This window comes from Kordia sp. E (genome assembly GCF_056033805.1).
Map to the genome: position 1 here is coordinate 333,957 of NZ_JBRASR010000004.1, position 20,753 is coordinate 354,709.

The window sequence follows — 20,753 nt, forward strand, 5'->3', positions numbered from 1 at the left end:
ATAAAAGCACACTTCAATTCGTATAAAATTCTGAATTACTATTTTGATTCTAGCCAAGATTCTTTTAGTTTTAGCGAGGTAATCATCCAAAAGATCAACTTAAAATGAAAAATAATTTTCCAATTTTGGAATCTGAGCGCATAATCTTACGGCAATTTGTCCCTTCCGATTTAGAAAATGTTTTCAAAGGACTTTCGCATCCTGATATTATAAAATATTACGGAATTAGTTTCGATAGTTTGGAAGCGACCAAAGAACAAATGGAATGGTTTGCCGATCTCGAAAAAAATGAAACTGGAATTTGGTGGGCAGTTTGTTCTAAAATTGATGGTACATTTTTAGGAGCTGGCGGTTTAAACGATTTGAGCAAAGAAAATAGAAAAGCAGAAATTGGATTTTGGCTATTGCCAGAAAGTTGGGGAAAAGGTTATATGACGGAAACAATGCCGTTGATATTCAATTATGCTTTTGATACTATTGGATTGCATAGAATTGAAGGTTTTGTAGAAACGAAGAATACAAACTGTAAAAAGGCGCTTGCAAAACTAAAATTCAACCTAGAAGGAACTATGAAAGATTGCGAAATAAAAGATGGTAAATTTATTAGCTTAGATATTTATTCGAAGTTTTCAGAAAAGTAAAACATCTATGAAATACACTAAATTTCATGTTCTACTGCTCTTTTCACTCATACTAATTAGTTGTAAAAATTATCACAATGAAACCTTAGCATGGGCAGATACTATTGAAAACAATACAAATATTGAAGAAGTAAAGAGTTCTCAACCAAATTATATAGAAATTGATTGGAAAAATCCGCAAACTTTTGAAAATGAAAAATGGTATCTAATTACAAAAATTAAAGGAAACAATGATGTTTTAGGAATGTCTCACTATTTAATATTTATTGACGGGAAATATCAAAGAAGAGAATCGAAAAAATAACATTTGAAATTCTGAGCATTTCTCGCCACACCATAACACAAAGCGTCAAACTGAACTTGATTCAGTTTCACATAACAGTAAACTACAATTCTCGTGAGATTCTGAGTCAAGCTCAGAATGACATATGAAATTCAAAACATATCTCAATACTCAATACTAACTTCTCAATACTGAAAGCTACTCCAATCCCAATGCTTTATTAGAAGCTGCAAGTTCTTTATCAAATAATTCTTTGGTCAATTCCTGTTTCCAAAAAGGAACTAATTCGGCTAATATCTTTTTTCCGTGATCGGAATGTACCTCTTCTGGGAAAGCGATTTCTATGACTTCTAACATAATCTGAACCGCCGTAGATGCGCCAGGAGAAGCGCCTAACAAAGCTGTGATACTTCCATCTTTGCTATGAATGACTTCTGTTCCAAATTGAAGCTTTCCGCCTTCAAACTCGTCTTTTTTGATGATTTGCACACGTTGTCCAGCAACCATTAATTCCCAATCTTCATTTTTTGCATCTTTGACAAACTTTCGCAAATCATCCATACGATCGTCATGCGACATCATTACTTGTTCTACTAGATATTTTGTCAATGGTAAATTGTGCCAAAACGCACCAAACATAGAAGGTATATTATCAAACTTAATTGATTTGAACAGATCGAAATTTGAACCTTCTTTTAAAAACTTCGGACTAAATCCTGCAAAAGGACCAAATAACAATTCACGCTTTCCGTTGATATAACGTGTATCTAAATGTGGTGTCGACATTGGCGGATCGCCAACTCCTGCCTTGCTATAAACTTTTCCTAAATGCTGTTGAATAATTTCTTCGTTTTTACACACCAACCATTCGCCACTTACTGGGAAACCTCCATAACCTTCTTTCTCGTCAATTTCAACTTTTTGTAATAACAACAAGCTTCCGCCACCAGCACCAATAAATACATGCTTCGCATCTAAATGCTGTACTTCATTTGTTTGTGTGTTTTTAACTTTCACAGACCATTCTACCTCATCATCTGGATCAATGTCTAACACATCATGATTGCACTGCACTTTGGTATTGTATTCTTTTTCAAGTATTTCAAACAATTGTCGCGTTAAACTACCATAATTCATACCAGTTCCACGTTCAATCTTCGTTGCAGCTAGTATTTCATCTTCATTCCTATTATTCGCGATCAGCGGAAACCATTCCTTCATTTTTGAAACATCTTTGGTAAATTCCATCCTATCAAACATAAAATGATCTTTCAATGCTTCAAAACGTTTTTCTAAATACGAAATATTTTCTTTTCCAGTTACCCAACTATAGTGCGGCATTTTTTGAACAAACGTACCAGGATCTTTAATCAACTTATTTTTTACTAAATATGACCAAAACTGCTTTGAAATTTCAAATTGTTTGCAAATTTTCAATGCTTTACTAATATCAATAGAACCATCTTCTAATTCGGGTGTGTAATTGAGTTCACACAAAGCTGAATGTCCTGTTCCTGCATTATTCCATGCGGCAGAACTTTCCAACGCAACTTCATCTAAACGCTCAAGAATCAATATTTTTAAGTTAGGCTGAACCAATTTTGTCAATAAAGCCAAAGAAGCACTCATAATACCGCCACCAACACAAATAAGGTCATAATCAGTATTCACGTTTATCTTTTGAGAAGTCATATATTTAATTTTTTCCTAAAATAAAGAAATCAAACTATAACAAGTAGCAAAAACACTAACAAAAAAAGATAGAAGCATATTTTAGCATATACTTCTATCTTCCTTTAACTAACTCAAAATTTATAATTATAGTAGGTATATAATTCAGTTTTAAATATTTATTGCCTAATGGGGTTTATATCTGTCGTAGGTTCACATGTACAAGTTTCAATAGGACAGGTACTTTGTTTTCCTAACGAATCATCAGCAGTTGGCTGACAACCGTCTGAAGTTCTAAATCCTCCTTTTATATTTTTAAAGTCTAAAGAAGCTATTTTTTTCTTTTTCAAATACAGTTTGGTATTTAAGTTTTTTTTCTTCATGATCAAATTTTATTTAATGTGTATATAAATTTACTAATAATCAACCATTTACAACTACATATAAACAATACTAGAACTACGTTAATACAATAAAAATAAATTTTATACCGATTGGTATATTTTTTTAACTATCTTTGAACTAATGACAACCAAAGCCGAAAAAACAAAAGTATTTATTATTGAAACGGTAGCTCCTATTTTTAATAAAAACGGGTATGCCGCAACGAGTATTGCTGATATTACAAAAGCTACTGGTTTGACAAAAGGCGCTATTTATGGCAATTTTGAAAACAAAGAACAATTAGCAATTGCCGCGTTTAAATTCATGGTAAAAAGTTTAATGACTGAAATCGTTAAACACATGGAACAAAGTGATTCTCCAATTGAAAAGCTATTACTCATCTCTGATTTCTACCGAAATTATTATATGTATGCTAATAAAATGGGCGGTTGTCCTATTTTAAATATTGGCGTGGACGCGAATAATCAAAATACGTTATTGTTACAAAAAGTACGAACTATCATTCAACGCATACAAGATCAATTAGCAACAATTATTGAAGATGGAATTGAACTTGGCGAAATTTCCACCGAAATAAATGCAATGTATACCGCTAAACGAATTGATACCATGATTCAAGGTGCAATTTTTATGTCATACACAATGGATGATGAGTTTTATATAAAAGATACCATGAATCAAATTGACAAAATGATTAACGAAGAATTAAGAGCATAAACTATTTTTTTAACCTTAAATATACCAATTGGTATATTTTTATAAACAATACACTAATGACAGCATTACCAAAAATTTTAGAAAGCAAAACCAAAATCCGTTTTCAAGATTGTGATCCATTAAATCACTTAAACAATAGTAAATATTTAGATTATTTAATTAATGCCAGAGAAGATCAATTGATTGAACATTATGATTTAAATATCTTTGAAAATGCTAAAAACACAGGAACAACTTGGGTTGTTGGTTCACATCAAATTGCGTACATACGTCCAGCTTTTGTAATGGAAACGGTTACTATTGATTCACAATTAATACAATTTGGTAAAAAACAATTATTAGTAGAAATTCGCATGTGGAATGAAGACAAAACTGTCTTAAAATCAGTTCTGTGGAGTTCGTTTATTCATTTCAATATACTAAAAGGAAAAGCACACGAACACAATGCCAACTTTATGGAATTATTTACAAATGCTGTACTTCCAATTGAAGAAACGAACTTTAACGAACGTGTTAAAAATTTACGCATGGCAGCAGTTTCGTGATAATTATCAGGTTTCAACGATTATATTTTAAATATATTTACGCAAAAGAAAGTAACTGATAAAAACTAAATATTAACTCAGCACGTATCTTTTATGCAGAATAGTAATGCAAACACGTTAAAAATTTTTGAAGCCTTGGAAAAAATTTAGTGTTTGGAGTATGGTTTTAGTTCTTCCAATAAAGAAGAACTAAAAATTCCTCATAAAAGTGCCTTTTCTTTTGGTTCATTTTCTTTGGGCATACAAAGAAAAGAACAAAAAAAATTAAAACGCTGAAAGTATTTCGTTTTTCATCATGTCACTATTAGCATATAAAAATTATTATGAACATCAATCGATATATAGATCATACCTTACTAAAACCAACTGCTACATTAGAAGCAATACAGCAACTCTGTAATGAAGCTATTGAACATAATTTCTTTTCTGTTTGCGTAAACAGTTGTCATGTAGCATTTGCCAAAGAATGTTTAGAAAATACTACTTCTGTTCAAGTATGTAGTGTTATTGGTTTTCCGCTTGGCGCGATGAGTACTGACGCAAAAATAGGCGAATTGAAACAAGCTAAAAAAGATGGCGCAGACGAATTTGATATGGTTATTAATATTGGCTGGTTGAAATCTGGAAAAGCAAATTTAGTCAAAGAAGAAATTCAACAACTCAAATTAGCAGCTGGCGATAACATCTTAAAAGTGATTATTGAAACTTGTTATCTAACCGATGAAGAAAAGACAAAAGCTTCGCAACTAGCTGTAGAAGCTGGCGCTGATTTTGTAAAAACGTCTACAGGTTTCGGAACTGGTGGTGCTACTTTGGAAGATATTTCACTTATGAAAACTGCCGTCAACGGAAAAGCAAAACTGAAAGCTTCTGGCGGAATTCGTGATTATAAAACTGCTAAAAACTATATTGATGCTGGTGCTTCTCGTTTAGGAACATCTAACGGAATTGCTATCGTAACAGGATCATCATCAACAAATACATACTAACTTATGAGCATACATATCAACGCAAAAAAAGGCGAAATTGCACCAACAGTATTACTTCCTGGCGATCCAATACGTGCCAAATGGATTGCAGAAACGTACTTTGAAAACCCAACACTATACAACGATATTCGTGGAATGTACGGCTACACAGGAACTTATAAAGGAAAACCAATTTCGGTACAAGGAACTGGAATGGGCGCACCTTCTATTAGCATTTATGCACACGAATTAATCAATGAATATGATGTGCAAAAGCTCATTAGAGTTGGAAGTGCTGGTTCTTATCAAAAAGAGGTGAATATTAGAGATATAGTTATTGCTATGTCTTCTTCTTCAAATAGCAGCATGAATAATCTACCTTTTCAAGGTGAAACCTTTGCTCCTACGGCTAATGCCGAATTATTCTTAGAAGCAATCAATGCAGCAAAAGAAAAGAACATTCCTGTGAAAGCTGGAAACATCTTAACAAGTGATATTTTTTATCAAGAAGATCCTGATTATTATAAAAAATGGGCGAAATATGGTATTTTATGTGTGGAAATGGAAACCGCATCTTTGTATACATTAGCAGCACGATTTAATGTAAAAGCACTATCTTTATTGACTATATCTGATAGTTTAGTTACACATGAAACGACAACTTCAGACGAACGCGCACAAACTTTTAAAGAAATGATCGAAATTGCATTGGCAATTATTTAAACAAAAAACAAATGAAAAAAAACATTCTACTCTTATTAAGTCTATTCTTAGTGATGAATTGCTTTGCGCAAGAAAGCAAAACTACAGACACAAAAGAAGTTGAAACTTCTGTATATTACTTAATACGTCATGCAGAAAAAGATCGTAGTGATAAATCGAATAAAGATCCTAATTTAACAAAAACAGGAAATAACAGAGCAGCATATTGGGCAGATGTATTCAAAAATGTAAAATTTGATGCTGTATATTCTACATCATATAATAGAACACAACAAACTGCTACTCCAACCGCAAAAGCAAATGAATTAGAAATCATTTCGTATCATCCTTTTAAAATTAAAATGGACAAGTTTTTAAAAGATACACAAGGAAAAACTGTCTTAGTAGTTGGACATAGCAATACAACACCATCTTTTACAAACAGACTACTTCAAAAAGAAATGTTTGAATCTATTGATGACAACAATAACGGGAATGTATACATTGTAACCATTACTGGAGAAACCAGAACGGTTCAATTATTAACCATCAACTAAGTATACATATCATAGAACATAAAAAAACGCCACTCATTTAAGTGGCGTTTTTCATTCCCATAAACTTAAAACAACTACTCAAAACTTCATTCCGATACCAAATCCTATAACCAAAGGATTAATATCTACATCTGCTCCAACTGTCGCACCCAACGCAGTTGTAGCATTTACAGTAGCATCAGTTTGAAGTAATATCTTTTTTACATCAAGGTTTAAAAACCATGTGTCATTTAATGCATAATCTAACCCTGCTTGAAAGGCAAATCCAATACTATTATCATAACTTACATCATCCGCAATTGATCCTTCATCAGCGCCATAAAAAATAGTATAATTCAATCCTGTTCCTATATATGGTTTAAAATTTCCTATCGGGAAATGATACTGGACAGTTAGTGTTGGCGGCAATAACCAAACATCACCTAAACTTATATTTCCTGCAGCTGTATTAATGGCTTCCACATCATGATTTGTTGTTGCCAAAATTAATTCTGCTGCCCAATTTTCTGTAAAGAAATAGGTAAAATCTAATTCTGGCACATACGAAGTAGCAATAGAAACATCGCCTCCAATTGTCTCAATAGAAGCACTTTCACTTGGAGTTACTGCGATAAAACGTGCGCGAACTTGCCACTTTTTATCTACATCCTGTTTTACATCTTGTACATTTTCTTGTGCTGTTAGTTGAAACATTCCTAACATTAAAAAAACACCTAAAACTGCTTTTTTCATTACGTCTATATTTAAAATTATAGTACAAATGTATCGCGGTATTTCTGGGAGAAAAATGACAAAAGTCATAGTATTTTAAAACATAAAAAATCTTTTTAATTCATCATAAACACTCACTTTCTTGTCTTTTCAAGAAATGTTAGTACCTTTGGCAACCAATGCAAAAAAATATCAACATACAAAACAAGAAAGCGCGCTTTCAATATGAAATCTTAGATAAGTACACGGCAGGAATTGTCTTGAGCGGAACTGAGATTAAATCTATTCGGCTGAGCAAAGCTTCTATTGCTGAAAGTTTCTGCGAATTTAACGAGCAAGGCGAACTTTTTGTGGTGAATATGTATATTGAAGAATATGCGTTTGGCACACACTACAATCACCAACCACGTAGTACACGAAAGTTATTGTTGAATAAAAAAGAATTGAGAAGTTTACACAAGAATGTAAAAAACTCAGGTTTAACAATAGTTCCACTACGTTTATTCCTAAACGAAAAAGGATTGGCAAAACTATCTATTGCATTGGCAAAAGGTAAAAAGATTCATGATAAGCGTGATACGATAAAAGATCGTGATAACAAACGTGATTTGGATCGTATTAAAAAGAACTTCCGTTAAATTTCTACTATCTAGTATATACATCATGTCATTTTAGTAACATTTTGTCATTGCAGCGCAGGCAGGAATCTATTTTTAACACTAATTCACGAATTACACTTCTCATATTACGGAAAACTGCATTGTATATGTATAATCTTTATTTTACATTTATGGCAGATAAGAGGAAGTTGATGTAAAATTAGTTCCTGTTATTCCTTAAAATTTGTATGATATACTGAATTTGGTATATATATACGTTGTATACAATTATGAAAAACCTACTACTGACATTAATATTTTTGATTTTTATCTGTTCTTGTAAACAAAAGAAAGAGAATGATGGAAATGAGACTAAATCGGAAATTCAAATTCCAAAAAGTTCATCCACAGTGAAGAACACAAAGGAAAAGAGTGAAATAAACCTGACTAAAAGACCGAAAGAGAATGCCGAAAAACAAGAGTATAAGTTTTCTCGCTCGGAAATATTGAAGACCATAAAGTTTTATGGAGAGAATTATGGAAAAGAAACTACGAGTTTTGATTTTGTTGATTACAAATTAGACCCAAAACTTTATGTTTTGGCTAAAATGGTTTGTGACAATAAGGATAAAAAATTATTTGAGGAATTTCTTAAAATGGTTTTGGCTTCTAAAGGTTCAGCGAGTGAAACACCATCAGACATTTTTGCTGAAATCTATTTGTGTGACCCTGAAATAATGATTGAATATCTGGCAAATAAATATCCTGATGAATATCTTGCTGGACAACTTGAATTTGGATTTGAAAATGCCAGTTACGGAATGGAGAATGAAATGGAAAATTACGACAAGTTAAAAACGGATATTGAAAAACTATTTAAAAAATAACTGTGTACAACAATGGCTATAAGTAATTGCTTGTTCTCACCTACTTCTGAAAATTCTTGCAGATTTTCTATTCAGTTTATATTTGCTAAATTAGTTGCTTAACCATACACAAACACATTGTGTGTAATGAAAAAACTCGCTCAATTCTGAATTTACAATCTATGAAAAATATCCTATTATTAATGATTTTACTTCTGGCATTCGGATGTTCTGAATCGGAAAACGAAGTCTATATTCAAGAATTTGAATGGACTTTGAATATTCCTACAGATTTTAAAGATGTTCCATCAAAAACACGAATGGAATCTCAAAAAAAAGGAGTAAAAATCATTGAATCAGCATATCCTGATAATGAAGTAAATATTGTTGCTAGAAATTTGTTCCATTTCAATAATGGAAAATATAATTCAATGCAAGCACAATTCTCTGAATTGAATTTGGAACAGAATTTTATAGATAAATTTAATGAGGCGAATGAAATTGTTATAAAAGCATTTACGAAAAACAGACCGAATAGCAAAATAGAGAAGAATACTAGCAAAAAAATCATTGATGGACTTGAATTTAAAATGTTCAATCTGAAAACGCAAAATGAAGATGGAGAAAATTATGAATTTACTGTTTACAGTAGAATGTTTGACAGAAAACAACTAGAAATAATCATTTTATCTAGCGAAGTCGAAAAAAGAAAGTTAATTGAAAAAAGTATATTGGAATCAAAATTTAATTGATTAAAGCACTACACACAACAAATAGATTCTAATTTATTTTCGTTAAAACATAAACCACGCAACGTGCTATATACAAGACCATTATGCGTAATTTAGAAACTCCATAAATGAAAAGAGATAAGTTAATAGGAACCTTGATTATTTTAATTGGATTTTTGGTGCTTTTTTATAAAGACAGTGGCTTTTATGGTTGGGGAGGATATATTGATAAATCCTTGGAGAACATAATTATTAGCTCAATTCTAATTGTAACTGGAATATTGATAATGAAAAGAAAGAAAACAACTAAATAATTTAAAAATGCCACTTCTAATTGAAGAAAAACATATCAAATTGAGCGCAATCAAGATTTCTAGATTGCACTCAACTTCATACATATTCCTATTTTCTAAGCTATTGCTTCTGATTCTTTATGTTTTTCAGAAAGTAGTTGACCATCTTTTTGATAATCGACAATGCGTCCAACGAACCAAATAAATGGTTCTATCTGTCCTTCTAAAATACACGTTCCTTTACAAATACTATCTAACAATCCTTGTATATTAAATGCTTGTAACGCAGCAATTGCCGCTTTTTCAGTAAATTCTAATGAACAAAAAGAAATCGTATCGCCTTTCTGATCACTTAAGCTTACTTCATTATCTTTTATTAGAATAGAAATTGGTGCTGCTTGTGTTGAAACACGTACTTGTATCGCAAGGTTTGGAGTTGTAATTGTTACTGTCGCTAGTGTTTTTTTCACATACTCAACAAATTCAAGACTCCACGTTTCAAGATCAGCGCTTGTTATATTTGTATCAAACGTTTCGTTACGCGTTGTAACAAGTAGTTTATCTACTTCTCGCTCTGCTTCAATTAAAGCTGCTAAGGTTTTATCTACATCTTCTTTTGTGTGCGCAGCAGAACAGATAAATCGCAAACGTCCTTTACCATTTTCCACAATTGGATATGTAACTGCCGATGTTTGCACACCACGTTTGTACATTCCTTGTACGATTGCATACAATTTGTCTTTATCACTAAAATGAGGTGTTACAATTGGTCCATCTCCTGTGCCTAAATCATAACCAGCATCTTCAAACTGTTTACGCATATAACGCGTTGTATCCCAGAGTCGCGCACGCAATGCATCATCTGATCGTAAACGTCTCAATGCAGCAAGTGCCGCTGCCATATCAGCCGGACTTACAGAAGCTTGAAAAATATACGCTCTGGAAGACGATTTTAACAAATCAACATGCTCTTGACTTGCCGCAACTACTCCCCCCAAACTTCCTAATGCTTTACTCAATGTTGTCATGATAAAATCTGCTTCTTCTGTCACACCTTGATCAGCGCAAATTCCTGCACCGCCTTTTCCATAGAAACCAAAAGAATGTGCTTCATCTACCAAAACGAGCGCATTGTATTTTTTTGCTGTACGTACTATTTTTGCAACTGGTGCTGCTCCTTCTCCCATACTATATACACCTTCCAACACCACTAAAATAGAACGATATGGTGATACTTCCGATTCTAAAACAGCTTCTAAATCTGCTGCGTTATTATGTTGAAATGTTCTAATTGTTGCTCCACACAATCGAGCACCATCTACAATAGAAGCATGACAAAGCTGATCAATTACAACGACATCATTTTTTCCTAAAAGTCCTGCAACAGCTCCAACATTGGCTGTATATCCTGTTGGAAATAAACAAGCGCTTGGTTTTCCAACTAAATCGGCAAATTCTGTTTCAAACTCTAAATGCTGATTCGTCATACCTGATGCAGCAGCCGATGTTCCCATTCCTGTGCCAAAACGATGTAACGAATTTGAAGCTTCTTTAATGACATTTTCATCACGATTGAGTCCAAGATATAAATTGGTCGTCCAAATAATAGCTTCTTGTACTTCATCATTATACGCATCACCAACAATACCTTTTGTCGCACTTCCTGTTTTTAGTACTTTACTGTATGGGTTTCTACGATTATCATTTACCATACGCATTACTTCTTGCACTAGTTTACTTTTATCAGTAACACTCCATGCAGTCGCTTTTGCAGCTTGAAATGTAGGATGACTTGATTGGATGTTTGATTGAAAACTTGCTAGAGAATTTGTTAATACAACACGCTGTTTATCCGTTGCATGATTCCCTTTCCCGCCTCCTGAAGCGTTGCAAATGTAATCTGCTAAAGTATTTGGAGTTGGATATTCAAAAATGGTGCTTGCTTCTACTTTCTGACCTATTATTTTAGAAAGTCGGCTACTAAACTCTAGTGTAGTAAGTGAATCAAGTCCGAGATCATTGAATGAATAATCTGCTACTGATTTTTCAGGATTTCCTAAATTGAGAATTTTAGCAACTTCATTTTGAATCGCTGCTAAAATTGTTGCTCTCAATTCATTGTTTGAATCTGCTAAAACTTGTTGAAGATTGTTCGTTGTATTTTGTGTAGCATGCGCACTCTCCATGTTCATCAGTTTCTTGCGATCTAATTTGTCATTGGGCAAAAGCGGTAATTCTTCCAAATATTTAACAACCTGTGGAACCATATACTTTGGCAATCGCTTTGATATATAGGATTTAATGTTTTCCTCAGTAATCGTTTTATCTTTCTTTACGACATAGACTACTAGTATTTTTTGACCTATTCCACCTTCTATAGCTGCTGCCGCGGCGGCATTTATACCTTCCATTGATTCCAATGTAGATTCAATTTCTTCTAGTTCAATTCGAAAACCTCTAATTTTTACTTGTTGATCAACTCTTCCTAGAAATTCAATTTCTTCATTTTCTGTCCAACGGCATAAATCGCCTGTTTTATACAATCGATTATCAGGAATTTGTTCAGTTGGTTTTATTTCAATAAAACGTTCTTTGGTCAATGTTTCGTCATATAAATATCCTTTTGCTAATTTGTTTCCTGCTAAGTATAATTCTCCTGCTTCTCCATTGTAAACAGGTTGTAAATTATCATTCAATATATATGCACGTGAATTTGGAACAGACTTCCCAATTGTAATCACTTTCGAACCTCGCGCGACTTCCGAAATCGTTGAGAAAACAGTATCTTCCGTCGGTCCATATGCATTTAAAACTCTTTCTATTGACTCGTGCGCGTATACTTGTTCAACTAGTGAACGCTTTAGTGCTTCTCCTCCAAAAATTAAACATTTTATTCCTTCTGGTAATTTTTCTACGGAAAGCATTGCTTGCACAGATGATGGAACCATTACAAATGTTCTTACTTGGTCTAATGCGGGAAGTTGCGTCAATTCTAATGCATTTTTTGCGAGTACTATTTTGCCTCCGAGTGATAGAGTTCCCATAATTTCCATCACGGAAGTATCAAAACAAACCGAAGCTGCCGCCAACATTCCATTGAGTTCTTCATCAGTAAATAAATTTCGCACCGCATGACGCATTGCAATGACACTCTTATGTTCAACAGCTACACCTTTTGGCTTACCAGTAGAACCCGAAGTATAGATAACATACGCCAAATCATTTTCAGAACATCGTACTAAAGTATCTGTATGATTTCCTACTGTATTCAACCATATTAATTCGCCAACTTCATTGCATAAACTTGCAGTACTTTCAGTATCAACAATTGCGGCTTCTGCTTTCGAATGTGTTAGCATGTATTTGATACGATCTTTTGGATATGCCGGATCAAGTGGCACATAAGCACAACCAGCTTGCATTACACCAATTAATGTAGCAATTAATTCCCATGAACGATTCATACAAACGCCAACTAATGCTCCAGAAGTTACGTTACGATTTTTAAGCTCACCAGCAACTTCACTAGCTTTCTTCAGTAAACGTTGATAATCAATATTGATTTCACCGTCAATAATTGCTATTCGTTCAGGATGCGCTTGCATTCGCTTTTTAATCAGTCCGCAAATTGTTGCGTCTAGATTTTCTTCAATCCTTTGAGTTACTATATTCATATCATTTTTAAATTAAGTTCTCTTTTTAAAAAATCAGATGAATTAGGGAAGTCCTATAGTATTTAGCTTGTCACTAAATAGTCAATATAATTTGAAAATATTAATTTTCTATATGCGAATACAGTAGTTATACCGATTGCGAATAAAGCTATGATATAATTACTCAAATTCAAAATAAACAGTGTGATTTTAATGCTTCAATATCTTTGAAGCGTGTAGACATTTTTTGAATTGACGTTTTTAGTTTTTATTTTCTAGCATTGGTACAAAACGAAATTCGCCAAATTCTTTCTTTGTAAATTCTTTTTCAGAAGTTCGTACAAACAACGTCATTATTTGTGCTTTATCACCGACAGGAATGACAAGCTTTCCTCCTATTTTTAGTTGTGCTAATAATGGTTTTGGGACAAATGGCGCGCCAGCTGTTACGACAATTCCATCAAATGGTGCTTCTTCTGGTAAACCTTTGTAACCATCGCCAAAAATGAGTCTTTTTGGTCTGTAACCAAGTTTAGGTAAAAATAAACTCGTTCGCTTGAATAGTTCTTTTTGACGTTCTATACTGAATACTTTTGCGCCTAATTCGAGTAACATAGCAGTTTGATAACCACTTCCAGTACCAATTTCAAGAATTTTGGCGCCTTTAGTCAATTCTAATAATTGTGTTTGAAAAGCAACAGTAAACGGTTGAGAAATCGTTTGATCTGCTCCAATAGGAAACGCTTTGTCTTGATATGCATGCGCTTCAAAACTTGAATCCATAAATAAATGACGTGGAATATTTTTAATTCCATTGAGTACATTTTCATCTGTAATTCCCTTGCCAGCAACAACTTGCACTAACTTATTTCGCATTCCTTTATGTTTAAACGTATCCTTCATACACGCACAAAAATAAACGTATTTTTTATCTATTTATAGAAATAAATCATTAAAAATACAACGTACTGAGTACGAATGTATTTCTTGATAAAAAACCGATATGCTAAAAAATATGAGTTTCTAAGATAATTATTCAGTATAACTCAAAGGTTTTCGAAAAATAAATTATTTTTGTTGAAAACACTTTTTTATGTTAAAAGCTGGAGTTTTAGGTGCTGGACACTTAGGAAAAATTCATCTTCGATTATTACAACAATCTTCTCAATACGAACTTATTGGTTTTTATGATGCAAATCCTGAATATGCTCAAAAGATAGTTGCCGAATTTGGATATACATATTTCGATACAATTGATGCGCTAATTGATGCTGTAGATGTTGTTGATATTGTAACTCCAACACTTTCACATCATGAATGTGCTAAGAAAGTAATCACGAAAGGAAAACATGTTTTTATTGAAAAACCAATAACTAATACTGTTGCCGAAGCTGAAGAATTGATTGCGTTAGCTAAAGAACATAATATTAAAGGACAAGTTGGACATGTAGAGCGTTTCAATCCTGCTTTTAAAGCTGTAAAAGATCAGATCAATTCGCCAATGTTTATTGAAACACATCGTTTGGCAGAGTTTAATCCGCGTGGAACTGATGTTCCTGTTGTTTTAGATTTAATGATTCATGATATTGATGCAATTTTAAGTGTTGTAAAATCGAAAGTTGTACAAATTAATGCAAGCGGTGTTTCAGTTATTAGTAATTCACCAGATATTGCTAATGCACGTTTGGAGTTTGAAAATGGTTGTGTTGCCAATCTGACTTCAAGTCGTATTTCTATGAAAAACATGCGTAAAAGTCGTTTCTTTCAACGTGATGCTTATATCGCTGTAGATTTCTTGGAGAAGAAAGTTGAAGTGGTAAAAATGAAAGATGCACCTGAACAAGCAGATGAATACGCCATGATTCTTCAAAATGCGGAAGGCGTGAAAAAGCAAATCTATTTTGAAAATCCTGATATTCATCAAAATAATGCCATTCTGGACGAATTAGAAACATTTGCAGATGCTATCAATAATGATACAACACCAATTGTTTCCTTAGAACAAGGAACTGAAGCATTACGCATTGCAATTCAAATCATTGAAAAATTTAATAAATAATATAATTCTATATATAGTATGAAAAACGTAGCTGTTATCGGAGCTGGAACTATGGGAAATGGAATTGCGCATACATTTGCTCAATTTGGTTTTAAAGTTCAATTGATTGATATTTCACAAGCTTCTTTAGATAAAGGAATTGCCACTATCACGAAAAATTTAGATCGTATGGTTGCAAAAGAACGTATTTCTGAAGAAGACAAACAAAATACATTAAACAATATTACTACGTATACTACAATCAAAGCTGGTGTAGAGTATGCAGGTTTGGTAGTGGAAGCTGCTACAGAAAATGTAGATTTAAAGTTGAAAATATTTAGAGATTTAGATGAGTTATGTCCAGATGATACCATTTTGGCAACAAATACATCTTCTATTTCTATTACACAAATTGCTGCAGTGACTTCTCGTCCTGAAATGGTGATTGGAATGCACTTTATGAATCCTGTTCCAATTATGAAATTGGTCGAAATCATTCGTGGTTACAATACTTCTGATGAAGTTACGAATACGATTATGGAGCTTTCAAAGCAATTGAAAAAAGTTCCAACAGAAGTAAATGATTATCCTGGATTTGTAGCTAACAGAATTTTAATGCCAATGATCAATGAATCTGTTGAAACATTGTACAATGGTGTTGCTGGAGTTTCTGAGATTGATACTGTTATGAAGTTAGGAATGGCGCATCCTATGGGACCATTACAATTAGCTGATTTCATCGGATTAGATGTTTGTTTGTCTATCTTAAACGTAATGTATGAAGGATTTAAAAATCCAAAATATGCACCATGTCCATTGTTAGTAAATATGGTAAACGCAGGAAAATTGGGTGTAAAATCTGGCGAAGGGTTCTATGACTATTCAGAAAGTAGAAAAGCAGAAAAAGTTGCAAAAATGTTTCGTTAATGATTGATACGAAAACGTATCGATTAGCTAGAAAAGAATATACACAAGCGTTTTTCAATACATTGAGTAGAAATGCACTAAAGTTAATTCCTTTCATATTATTATGGGGTTTACTCTTAGGTTGGTATGTTGGTTATTTTCTAATGATCTATACTATTTTCGCATTGATTATACTAAGCTTTATACTGTTGTATTGGTTTTCGTCAAAAAACTTAAAACCTTTTTTCGCAGCGACACAATTACAATTTGATGAAGAATATATGTACATCACAAAAAATGATGGAACTTTGAAATGGAAGTTTGCGCTTTTAACTAAAATCGTTTCTGAAGAGAAATATTGGTTAGTATATAATACTAAAACTCAATATGCGTATGTGCCAAAAGATATATTCTTAACAGAAGAAGATAAAGCTACATTCAAATCATATTTATACGCTTGAAGCAATTACTTTTCATACTGTGCTTATGTTTGCTTGGTTGTCAACAAACAACGAACAACAAAAGCGCGTCTAAACAAAAAATACAAAAGACGAACGTGCCAAAAAATCCGCTCGTCTTTTTTGATTCTTTATTTGTCAAAAACTCAATATATATAGCTTCTGGCTTTGATTTCCCCGTTGGAAAACCAAATGCAAACGGTTATTACAATGCACAAAAATTTACTGTAAATAACCATTTGGGTGACGATTGGAATGGAAAAGGTGGCGGAAATACCGACTTAGGCGATCCAATCTATACTATTGGAAATGGTTATGTAAATTTTGCCGAAGATATTGGTAGTGGTTGGGGAAATGTGATCCGAATTGTTCATCAATACAAAGGTATTTATTACGAATCCTTGTATGCGCATTGTGATAAAATCTCCATAAAAAAAGGTAGCTTTGTAACTAAAGGAACGCAAATAGGCACTATCGGAAATGCAGATGGCGCATATTACGCACATTTGCACTTAGAAATTCGCGACAGTATTCTTATGGATATTGGCGGCGGATATAGTAAACACACAGAAGGATTTGTAGATCCTACTAAATTTATAAATTCAAACAGAAAGTAATTTGGCAACTATAAAACCATTCAAAGCAGTTCGTCCCACACGAGACAAAGTAAGTTTAGTAGCATCACGCTCGTATCAGAGTTACACGCAAGACGAACGAGAAGCACGTTTGGATTACAATCCATTTTCATTTTTACACATTGTAAATCCTGGTTATAAATATCACAAAGAAATTTCTGGGAAACAACGGTATACGTTGGTTAGAAATAGATATTTAGAATTTAAAGAAGATGATATTTTCAAACAAGAAGATACTTCCTGTTTTTATATTTATAGAATTGTAAATCGTGAAAAGCAAACCTTTACAGGAATTGTAGCTGCAGCAAGTACTGATGATTATAAAAATAATGTCATCAAAAAGCATGAAGATACGATTGAATATAGAGAGCAGATTTTTAAAGAATATTTAAAAACTGTCGGATTCAACGCAGAACCTGTACTACTTACTTATCCTGATTCTGATACAATTAATAATATCCTAAAAAAGTATACCGAAACACGTTCAGAGTATGAATTTACTACAACTTATAGAGATACGCATTACCTCTGGAAAGTTGAAAATATTGAAGATATCAAGGTGATTCAAAAAGAATTTGAACACATGAATGAAATTTACATCGCAGACGGACATCATCGTTCAGCATCTTCATTTTTATTAGGAGAAGATTTAAAAGAGTCTAACCCAAACCATACTGGAAATGAACCATATAATGCATTTATGAGTTATTTAATTCCAGAATCTGAATTGCGTATTTACGAATTTAACCGTTTGGTAAAAGATTTAAATGGTTTATCAAAAGAACAGTTTTTACTAAAACTAGATCAGTTTTTCCGAATTGAAAATCGTGGTATAGAATTATACAAACCTTCTAAAAAACATCATTTTAGCATGTATTTAGACGGCGAATTTTATTCATTATACTTGCGTAAAACAAATTATGAATTTACAGATTCGTTAAGTGAACTTGATACACATATTTTATATGTTACTATTCTCAAACCGATTTTAGGAATTACTGATTTACGAAATGATCAACGAATTGATTACGGATATGACAAACACAATGTCATAGAAATGAAAAATCGTATTGACAAAAAAGAGTTTGCAGTTGGTTTTGGCTTAGTTCCTGCAAATGTAGATGAGATGAAACGTATTGCAGATGAAGGTTTAACAATGCCGCCTAAAAGCACGTATATAGAACCAAAATTACGAAGTGGCGTTACGATTTATGAGTTTTGATTTCGACTTGGCTCAAACTATACATTTAAAATTCAGCATTTAAAATTTAAAAAAATAAAATGTCTATTTCAGATAAAATAAAAGAATTACACAACGATTTACCCGAAGACGTTACACTTGTAGCTGTTTCCAAAACAAAACCTGTTGCCGCTTTACAAGAAGCCTATGATGCTGGTCAACGTGTGTTTGGTGAAAATAAAATTCAAGAAATGGCAGAAAAATGGGCAGTATTGCCTAAAGACATTTCTTGGCATATGATTGGTCATGTACAACGAAATAAAGTTAAATACATGGCTGAGTTTGTCGATTTAATTCATGGAGTTGATAGTTTTAAATTATTGAAAGAAATTGACAAGCAAGCAAAAAAACACGATCGAGTTATTAAGTGTTTACTTCAAATTAAAATTGCTGAAGAAGATTCAAAATTTGGAATGAATACTGCTGATGCATCTAGTTTGCTCGCTTCCGCAGAATTTACACAGTTACAAAACATACAAATCGTTGGCGTTATGGGAATGGCAACTTTTACGGATGATGCTGTACAAGTTCAAAAAGAATTTAAAAACTTAAAAACTTCCTTTGACGATTTACACACCGAACATACAACACTGAAAATCATATCAATGGGTATGAGTGGCGATTATGAACTTGCTATAAAAGAAGGCAGCACAATGGTGAGAATTGGAAGTAGTATTTTTGGAGCTCGAAATTATACAGCAGCAACCTAAGTAATTCCTTAAGATATCTTTATATTTATACCCTAAAACTAAAACGAAGACGCATAGCTTGTACGCAATAGTAGACATAGAAACGACTGGAGGAAAATACAATGAAGAAGGAGTCACTGAAATTGCGATCTATAAATTTGATGGTCATGAAGTTGTAGATCAGTTTATAAGCTTAGTTAATCCGGAACGTGAAATTCAACCTTTTGTAGTGAATTTGACAGGAATTAATAGCAGAATGCTTCGCGATGCGCCAAAATTCTACGAAGTTGCTAAACGGATTGTAGAAATTACCGAAGGTTGTATTTTGGTAGCACACAACGCAAGTTTTGATTCACGCATTTTACAATTAGAATTTAAACGCTTAGGATTTGAATATAAGCGTAAAACATTATGTACAGTAGAATTATCTAAAAAGTTAATTCCAGAAATGGAATCCTATAAACTTGGAAAACTAGTTCGTGCTTTAGGAATTCCGATGAGTGATCGACATAGAGCTTCAGGCGATGCATTAGCTACTGTAAAACTCTTTAAGCTATTGCTAGATAAAGATTCTGAGAAAGATATTATTCAGCAAGCTGTAAAAACAGAGATTAAGAAAAAAGTAGCAACTCGCCTACTCGATATTATTGAAAGTTTACCTTCTGCAACTGGCGTTTATTATATGCACAATGCGAAAGGTGAAATTATTTATATCGGAAAAAGTAAAAACATTAAAAAACGCGTTAATCAGCATTTTACTGGTACGAATAACAAATCTAAAAAGATTCAAAAACAAGTTGCTACGGTTACTTTTGAGCGTACAGGAAGTGAATTAGTTGCACTTTTGAAAGAAAGTGAAGAAATAAAGCGTAAAAAACCAATTTATAATAGAGCACAGCGCAAAACTATTTTTCAATTTGCAATGTCATCTTACACAAATGAAAAAGGTTATATTGGTTTAAAGATTGAAAAAGCAGACGGACGCAAAAAACACATTACTACATTCACGAATATGTCTCAAGCAAAACATGTAATGTTTAAGCTTACGACAGAATTTCGTTTGTGTCAAAAAATTAATGAATTGTATCGTTCAGAATCACACTGCTTTCAATATACTATTAAAGAATGTGATGGCGCATGTATTGAAGAAGAAGATGTTACTACATACAATGCTCGCGTACAAGAAGCCATTACAAAGTATAGTTACGATAATAAAAATATGTTGATTATCGACAAAGGTCGTGTACATGATGAACGTAGCGCTATTTTGATTGAGGATGGTGTCTACAAAGGGTTTGGTTTTTATAGCTTAAACTATCAGGTAACCAATATTGAAGTACTAAAATCTATTATTACTCCGATGCAAAATAATAGAGATGTACAACATATTATTCAGAGTCATCTCCGTAGAAAAAACAAATTTAAAATTATTCCATTACAATAAA

At 32.8% G+C, this 20,753-nt stretch carries 23 protein-coding genes; 18 read left to right on the forward strand and 5 right to left on the reverse strand.

Translation table 11 applies throughout. The features are described from left to right. Window positions 1–104 precede the first annotated feature (104 nt). Both ACUUYC_RS20935 and ACUUYC_RS20940 read left to right on the forward strand, forming a co-directional pair. Window positions 105–641, forward strand: coding sequence for a GNAT family N-acetyltransferase (locus ACUUYC_RS20935; RefSeq protein ID WP_474269064.1), 537 nt, complete (start codon window positions 105–107; stop codon window positions 639–641). A 7-nt stretch (window positions 642–648) separates the two neighbouring features. Further along, window positions 649–945 (forward strand): hypothetical protein, encoded by a 297-nt coding sequence (locus ACUUYC_RS20940; protein ID WP_474269065.1) that lies wholly within the window; start codon window positions 649–651, stop codon window positions 943–945. Window positions 946–1,122: 177 nt separating this feature from the next. On the opposite strand, the gene mqo is transcribed toward ACUUYC_RS20940, so the two are convergent. Beyond that, on the reverse strand, window positions 1,123–2,616 hold the full coding sequence (gene mqo, locus ACUUYC_RS20945; protein ID WP_474269066.1) for a malate dehydrogenase (quinone): 1,494 nt from the start codon (window positions 2,614–2,616) through the stop codon (window positions 1,123–1,125). A gap of 158 nt (window positions 2,617–2,774) precedes the next feature. Next, on the reverse strand, window positions 2,775–2,978 hold the full coding sequence (locus tag ACUUYC_RS20950) for a hypothetical protein (protein ID WP_474269067.1): 204 nt from the start codon (window positions 2,976–2,978) through the stop codon (window positions 2,775–2,777). A gap of 142 nt (window positions 2,979–3,120) precedes the next feature. Between ACUUYC_RS20950 and ACUUYC_RS20955 the strand changes: the two genes are divergently transcribed. From ACUUYC_RS20955 to ACUUYC_RS20975, 5 genes are all read left to right on the forward strand, one after another. Beyond that, on the forward strand, window positions 3,121–3,717 hold the full coding sequence (locus tag ACUUYC_RS20955) for a TetR/AcrR family transcriptional regulator (RefSeq protein WP_474269069.1): 597 nt from the start codon (window positions 3,121–3,123) through the stop codon (window positions 3,715–3,717). A 56-nt stretch (window positions 3,718–3,773) separates the two neighbouring features. Further along, complete coding sequence (locus tag ACUUYC_RS20960; protein WP_474269070.1) at window positions 3,774–4,262, forward strand: acyl-CoA thioesterase; 489 nt, start codon at window positions 3,774–3,776, stop codon at window positions 4,260–4,262. A gap of 323 nt (window positions 4,263–4,585) precedes the next feature. Further along, window positions 4,586–5,251, forward strand: a complete 666-nt coding sequence (gene deoC / locus ACUUYC_RS20965; RefSeq protein WP_474269073.1) for a deoxyribose-phosphate aldolase — start codon at window positions 4,586–4,588, stop codon at window positions 5,249–5,251. Between the two features lie 3 nt (window positions 5,252–5,254). Then, the gene (gene deoD, locus ACUUYC_RS20970) at window positions 5,255–5,953 is read left to right on the forward strand and encodes a purine-nucleoside phosphorylase (RefSeq protein WP_474269075.1); all 699 of its coding nucleotides are present in this window, start codon (window positions 5,255–5,257) and stop codon (window positions 5,951–5,953) included. 11 nt (window positions 5,954–5,964) lie between these two features. After that, entirely contained in the window at window positions 5,965–6,489 is a 525-nt protein-coding gene (locus tag ACUUYC_RS20975; protein ID WP_474269077.1) for a SixA phosphatase family protein, read from the forward strand. Between the two features lie 78 nt (window positions 6,490–6,567). Here the strand turns inward: ACUUYC_RS20975 and ACUUYC_RS20980 are convergent, their stop codons facing one another. Further along, window positions 6,568–7,221: an OmpW/AlkL family protein gene (locus ACUUYC_RS20980; protein WP_474269078.1), complete on the reverse strand. Its 654-nt coding sequence runs from the start codon at window positions 7,219–7,221 to the stop codon at window positions 6,568–6,570. A 158-nt stretch (window positions 7,222–7,379) separates the two neighbouring features. Here ACUUYC_RS20980 and smpB point away from each other — a divergent pair, with 158 nt between their 5' ends. From smpB to ACUUYC_RS21000, 4 genes are all read left to right on the forward strand, one after another. Continuing rightward, window positions 7,380–7,838, forward strand: a complete 459-nt coding sequence (smpB, locus tag ACUUYC_RS20985; RefSeq protein WP_474269080.1) for an SsrA-binding protein SmpB — start codon at window positions 7,380–7,382, stop codon at window positions 7,836–7,838. A gap of 251 nt (window positions 7,839–8,089) precedes the next feature. After that, window positions 8,090–8,686, forward strand: coding sequence for a hypothetical protein (locus tag ACUUYC_RS20990; protein WP_474269081.1), 597 nt, complete (start codon window positions 8,090–8,092; stop codon window positions 8,684–8,686). A gap of 161 nt (window positions 8,687–8,847) precedes the next feature. Beyond that, entirely contained in the window at window positions 8,848–9,417 is a 570-nt protein-coding gene (locus ACUUYC_RS20995) for a hypothetical protein (protein WP_474269083.1), read from the forward strand. A 107-nt stretch (window positions 9,418–9,524) separates the two neighbouring features. After that, window positions 9,525–9,710: a hypothetical protein gene (locus ACUUYC_RS21000; protein ID WP_474269084.1), complete on the forward strand. Its 186-nt coding sequence runs from the start codon at window positions 9,525–9,527 to the stop codon at window positions 9,708–9,710. A gap of 95 nt (window positions 9,711–9,805) precedes the next feature. Here the strand turns inward: ACUUYC_RS21000 and ACUUYC_RS21005 are convergent, their stop codons facing one another. Beyond that, window positions 9,806–13,363 carry an amino acid adenylation domain-containing protein gene (locus tag ACUUYC_RS21005; RefSeq protein ID WP_474269086.1) on the reverse strand — a complete coding sequence of 1,186 codons (3,558 nt, stop codon included), beginning with the start codon at window positions 13,361–13,363 and terminating at the stop codon, window positions 9,806–9,808. 240 nt (window positions 13,364–13,603) lie between these two features. After that, entirely contained in the window at window positions 13,604–14,245 is a 642-nt protein-coding gene (locus tag ACUUYC_RS21010) for a protein-L-isoaspartate(D-aspartate) O-methyltransferase (RefSeq protein ID WP_474269088.1), read from the reverse strand. 190 nt (window positions 14,246–14,435) lie between these two features. Here ACUUYC_RS21010 and ACUUYC_RS21015 point away from each other — a divergent pair, with 190 nt between their 5' ends. The 7 genes from ACUUYC_RS21015 (at window position 14,436) to ACUUYC_RS21045 (ending at window position 20,752) form a co-directional block, all read left to right on the forward strand. Next, complete coding sequence (locus ACUUYC_RS21015) at window positions 14,436–15,401, forward strand: Gfo/Idh/MocA family protein (protein WP_474269089.1); 966 nt, start codon at window positions 14,436–14,438, stop codon at window positions 15,399–15,401. Window positions 15,402–15,419: 18 nt separating this feature from the next. Next, window positions 15,420–16,307: a 3-hydroxybutyryl-CoA dehydrogenase gene (locus ACUUYC_RS21020; RefSeq protein ID WP_474269090.1), complete on the forward strand. Its 888-nt coding sequence runs from the start codon at window positions 15,420–15,422 to the stop codon at window positions 16,305–16,307. Beyond that, window positions 16,307–16,747 (forward strand): YcxB family protein, encoded by a 441-nt coding sequence (locus ACUUYC_RS21025; protein WP_474269092.1) that lies wholly within the window; start codon window positions 16,307–16,309, stop codon window positions 16,745–16,747. The genes ACUUYC_RS21020 and ACUUYC_RS21025 overlap by 1 nt, the downstream gene beginning before the upstream one ends. A gap of 95 nt (window positions 16,748–16,842) precedes the next feature. Continuing rightward, on the forward strand, window positions 16,843–17,361 hold the full coding sequence (locus ACUUYC_RS21030; protein WP_474269093.1) for a M23 family metallopeptidase: 519 nt from the start codon (window positions 16,843–16,845) through the stop codon (window positions 17,359–17,361). Between the two features lies 1 nt (window position 17,362). Beyond that, the gene (locus tag ACUUYC_RS21035; RefSeq protein WP_474269095.1) at window positions 17,363–18,601 is read left to right on the forward strand and encodes a DUF1015 domain-containing protein; all 1,239 of its coding nucleotides are present in this window, start codon (window positions 17,363–17,365) and stop codon (window positions 18,599–18,601) included. A 59-nt stretch (window positions 18,602–18,660) separates the two neighbouring features. Beyond that, complete coding sequence (locus tag ACUUYC_RS21040; protein WP_474269096.1) at window positions 18,661–19,329, forward strand: YggS family pyridoxal phosphate-dependent enzyme; 669 nt, start codon at window positions 18,661–18,663, stop codon at window positions 19,327–19,329. A gap of 58 nt (window positions 19,330–19,387) precedes the next feature. Further along, complete coding sequence (locus ACUUYC_RS21045; RefSeq protein ID WP_474269097.1) at window positions 19,388–20,752, forward strand: exonuclease domain-containing protein; 1,365 nt, start codon at window positions 19,388–19,390, stop codon at window positions 20,750–20,752. Window position 20,753 lies beyond the last annotated feature (1 nt).

Coding starts and splice junctions, on each gene's coding strand:
- ACUUYC_RS20995 (WP_474269083.1), top strand. CDS start 8,848: ATGAAAAATATCCTATTATTAATGATTTTACTTCTGGCATTCGGATGT.
- ACUUYC_RS21025 (WP_474269092.1), top strand. CDS start 16,307: ATGATTGATACGAAAACGTATCGATTAGCTAGAAAAGAATATACACAA.
- ACUUYC_RS21000 (WP_474269084.1), top strand. CDS start 9,525: ATGAAAAGAGATAAGTTAATAGGAACCTTGATTATTTTAATTGGATTT.
- ACUUYC_RS20935 (WP_474269064.1), top strand. CDS start 105: ATGAAAAATAATTTTCCAATTTTGGAATCTGAGCGCATAATCTTACGG.
- ACUUYC_RS21040 (WP_474269096.1), top strand. CDS start 18,661: ATGTCTATTTCAGATAAAATAAAAGAATTACACAACGATTTACCCGAA.
- mqo (WP_474269066.1), bottom strand. CDS start 2,616: ATGACTTCTCAAAAGATAAACGTGAATACTGATTATGACCTTATTTGT.
- ACUUYC_RS20980 (WP_474269078.1), bottom strand. CDS start 7,221: ATGAAAAAAGCAGTTTTAGGTGTTTTTTTAATGTTAGGAATGTTTCAA.
- deoD (WP_474269075.1), top strand. CDS start 5,255: ATGAGCATACATATCAACGCAAAAAAAGGCGAAATTGCACCAACAGTA.
- ACUUYC_RS21015 (WP_474269089.1), top strand. CDS start 14,436: ATGTTAAAAGCTGGAGTTTTAGGTGCTGGACACTTAGGAAAAATTCAT.
- ACUUYC_RS21005 (WP_474269086.1), bottom strand. CDS start 13,363: ATGAATATAGTAACTCAAAGGATTGAAGAAAATCTAGACGCAACAATT.
- ACUUYC_RS20990 (WP_474269081.1), top strand. CDS start 8,090: ATGAAAAACCTACTACTGACATTAATATTTTTGATTTTTATCTGTTCT.
- deoC (WP_474269073.1), top strand. CDS start 4,586: ATGAACATCAATCGATATATAGATCATACCTTACTAAAACCAACTGCT.
- ACUUYC_RS20940 (WP_474269065.1), top strand. CDS start 649: ATGAAATACACTAAATTTCATGTTCTACTGCTCTTTTCACTCATACTA.
- ACUUYC_RS20950 (WP_474269067.1), bottom strand. CDS start 2,978: ATGAAGAAAAAAAACTTAAATACCAAACTGTATTTGAAAAAGAAAAAA.
- ACUUYC_RS21020 (WP_474269090.1), top strand. CDS start 15,420: ATGAAAAACGTAGCTGTTATCGGAGCTGGAACTATGGGAAATGGAATT.
- ACUUYC_RS20960 (WP_474269070.1), top strand. CDS start 3,774: ATGACAGCATTACCAAAAATTTTAGAAAGCAAAACCAAAATCCGTTTT.
- smpB (WP_474269080.1), top strand. CDS start 7,380: ATGCAAAAAAATATCAACATACAAAACAAGAAAGCGCGCTTTCAATAT.
- ACUUYC_RS20975 (WP_474269077.1), top strand. CDS start 5,965: ATGAAAAAAAACATTCTACTCTTATTAAGTCTATTCTTAGTGATGAAT.
- ACUUYC_RS21010 (WP_474269088.1), bottom strand. CDS start 14,245: ATGAAGGATACGTTTAAACATAAAGGAATGCGAAATAAGTTAGTGCAA.
- ACUUYC_RS20955 (WP_474269069.1), top strand. CDS start 3,121: ATGACAACCAAAGCCGAAAAAACAAAAGTATTTATTATTGAAACGGTA.